Origin of the sequence: Vibrio sp. 10N.222.48.A3, from assembly GCF_041475345.1 — a bacterium.
Classification (GTDB): Bacteria; Pseudomonadota; Gammaproteobacteria; order Enterobacterales; family Vibrionaceae; genus Vibrio; species Vibrio tasmaniensis_A.
Genome location: NZ_JBFRVX010000857.1, coordinates 1 through 3,021 on the forward strand (window position 1 = coordinate 1; position 3,021 = coordinate 3,021).

Sequence of the window (3,021 nt, forward strand, 5' to 3'; positions counted from 1 at the left end):
GTAGGGAATGACGACTATAGGCGGTATTGATCAATTGTTTACCTGAATCGAAGTCTTTAGTCGTCATCTCAGAATCGAGTAGAACGAGATATCAGAGATCTCTGTTTGTTAAAATTCACAAGTGTAATTTGATGTATAGGCGAAATGCCTTGAATAGCGCTTAACAACGTTTAGTAAAAAACTAGGTCGGATAGCAGGGGATAAACGGTCAGTGTAGTTGTCATTGGTTGAGGGAACTAGGAGAAGGGTTTCGGTGTGATAGTCAGTACTGCCTATCTGAGGTATTGAACAAATATAGCAGGCACAAAAAACGCTACCCTTAGGTAGCGTTTTAATTAAAGCAGATAAGTAATCGGGATTACTTAGTTACTTTAAGAACTGGAGTTTCGCCAACAGTTACAGAACCAGAAAGCTTGTTCAGCTCCTTGATTTCGTCCATGTTAGAGATAACAACTGGAGTAAGCGTAGATTTTGCTTTCTCTTCTAGAAGCGCAAGGTCGAAAGTGATGATTGTGTCACCAGCTTTAACAGATTGACCTTCTTCAGCTACACGAGTGAAGCCTTCGCCTTTAAGTTCAACAGTATCGATACCGAAGTGAACGAAAAGCTCAATACCGTCGTCAGACTCGATAGAGAATGCGTGGTTTGTTTCGAAGATTTTACCGATAGTACCGTTAACTGGAGCTACCATTTTATCGCCAGCTGGTTTGATAGCAATGCCATCACCAACGATTTTTTCAGCGAAAACTACATCTGGCACGTCTTCGATGTTTACGATTTCACCAGAAAGAGGTGCGATGATTTCGATTGCACCAGCATCAGCGCTGTCATCAGATACAAGCTTTTTCAGTTTGTCAAACAGACCCATTGTGTCATGCTCCTAACGTTTAGTTTTATTCTGTAGAATATACTATACCAATCTAACAAATTAGACGACTATTTTTAGCCGTCTAACTTCATTAAGCTCTTGGTGATTACTGAGTTTTCTCAGCGATGAACTTTTCTACACAAGCTTCAATTTCTGCAGCTGTAGGTAGAGATAGTGCTTCGTCAGCCATAGCTTTAACTTCAGCGAAGTTAGAGTTACGGATTACTTTCTTAACTTTAGGGATAGAGATACCGCTCATAGAGAACTCATCTAGACCCATACCAAGAAGAAGTAGAGTTGCACGCTCATCACCTGCTAGTTCGCCACACATACCTGTCCATTTACCTTCTTTGTGAGAAGCATCGATTACTTGCTTGATAACAAGAAGAACCGCTGGAGATAGTGGGTTGTATAGGTGAGAAATCATTTCGTTACCACGGTCTACCGCAAGAGTATATTGCGTTAGGTCGTTAGTACCGATAGAGAAGAAAGATACTTCTTTCGCTAGGTGGTGTGCGATTGCAGCTGCTGCTGGAGTCTCAACCATTACGCCGATTTCGATTTCTTCATCGAAAGCTAGGCCTTCAGCGCGAAGTTCAACTTTGTACTCTTCGATTGCTTTTTTCAGTTCACGGATCTCTTCAACAGAAATGATCATTGGGAACATGATGCGTAGTTTACCGTGTGCAGATGCACGTAGGATACCACGTAGTTGGTCACGTAGAATTTCACGACGATCCAAGCTGATACGTACTGCACGCCAGCCTAGGAAAGGGTTCATTTCTTGTGGAAGGTCCATGTATGGTAGGTCTTTATCGCCACCGATATCCATAGTACGGATAATCACTGACTCGCCTTCCATTGCTTCCGCTACTTCTTTGTAAGCAACGTATTGCTCTTCTTCAGTAGGAAGTGCAGTACGGTCCATGAATAGGAATTCAGTACGGTACAGACCAACGCCTTCACCGCCGTTACGCAGAATACCGTCACAGTCTTTTACTGTACCGATGTTGCCACAAACTTCTACACGGTGACCGTCTAGAGTTTCAGCATGTAAGTCTTTTAGTTTTGCTAGTTCAACTGCTTCTGCTTCGAAATCAGATTTGATTTTCTTAGCTTCTGCTAATTCAGCGTCAGAAGGGTTGATGATGATCTTGTTGTTCATCGCGTCTAGCACAAGCATGTCGCCGTTTTTAACTTGCTTAGTGATATCGTTAGTACCAACGATAGCTGGAAGCTCAAGTGAACGTGCCATGATTGAAGTATGAGATGTACGACCGCCGATGTCACAAGCAAAACCAAGAACGTAGTCTAGGTTGATTTGTGCCGTTTCAGATGGCGTTAAATCGTAAGCAACTAGGATAACTTCTTCATTGATATCTGCTAGAGATACAATGTTGATGCCTAGTGCATTTTTAACGAAGCGAGTACCGATATCACGGATATCAGTCGCACGTTCTTTTAGGTACTCATCATCAAGCGACTCAAGTGCAACAGCTTGCTCTTCGATCACTGTGTAGATCGCGTTGTCTGCGTGCATTTTGTCTTTCTTGATGAGTGCTAAAATCTCTTCTTCTAGCTCTTCATCTTCAAGCAGCATGATGTGGCCTTCAAAGATTGCTTCTTTTTCTTCGCCAAAAGTTTCAAGTGCTTTTTGCTTTACAACTTCAAGTTGTTGAGAAGATTTGTTACGAGCGTCAAAAAAACGCTGAACTTCTGCTTCAACTTGATCGTCTGAGATAGATTGAGTGTTTAGGACAATTTCATCTTCTTGAAGTAGTAGTGCTTTACCGAAAGCAATACCAGGAGATGCTAGGATGCCTGAAATCATAGCCTTACCTTAGTTGTTCAACTGTAAACGGGAGAATGTGTGACTTTAAGTCGTCGACTAATGTCGCGCTTATTGCTATCTATTTCGAATTGCTATCTATTTCGAACAAAGCCACTTTGCTGTGCAAAATGGCTTTGAAAGAAGGAGACCGTATTAGTGTAGTTGATCCATAAGAGCAACTAGGTGGTCTACAGCTTGCTGAGCTTGAGGGCCTTCAGCTGAAATAGTAACGTTAGTACCTTTTACTAGGCCTAAAGTTTGTAGTTTGAACAGGCTTTTCGCGCTAGCGCTTTTGCCGTTAGAAGTCACTGTGATGTCAGCG

3 protein-coding genes are annotated in these 3,021 nt (G+C 42.2%); all 3 read right to left on the reverse strand.

The window, feature by feature from the left end; all coding sequences use genetic code 11:
- Positions 1–358: 358 nt before the first annotated feature.
- Entirely contained in the window at positions 359–868 is a 510-nt protein-coding gene (crr, locus tag AB4653_RS20840; protein WP_009847364.1) for a PTS glucose transporter subunit IIA, read from the reverse strand.
- Positions 869–974: 106 nt separating this feature from the next.
- Entirely contained in the window at positions 975–2,699 is a 1,725-nt protein-coding gene (gene ptsI / locus AB4653_RS20845) for a phosphoenolpyruvate-protein phosphotransferase PtsI (RefSeq protein WP_009847363.1), read from the reverse strand.
- Between the two features lie 153 nt (positions 2,700–2,852).
- Positions 2,853–3,021: HPr family phosphocarrier protein (locus AB4653_RS20850; protein ID WP_372105226.1), on the reverse strand; the 169-nt coding region annotated here is incomplete at its 5' end.

Coding starts and splice junctions, on each gene's coding strand:
- crr (WP_009847364.1), bottom strand. CDS start 868: ATGGGTCTGTTTGACAAACTGAAAAAGCTTGTATCTGATGACAGCGCT.
- ptsI (WP_009847363.1), bottom strand. CDS start 2,699: ATGATTTCAGGCATCCTAGCATCTCCTGGTATTGCTTTCGGTAAAGCA.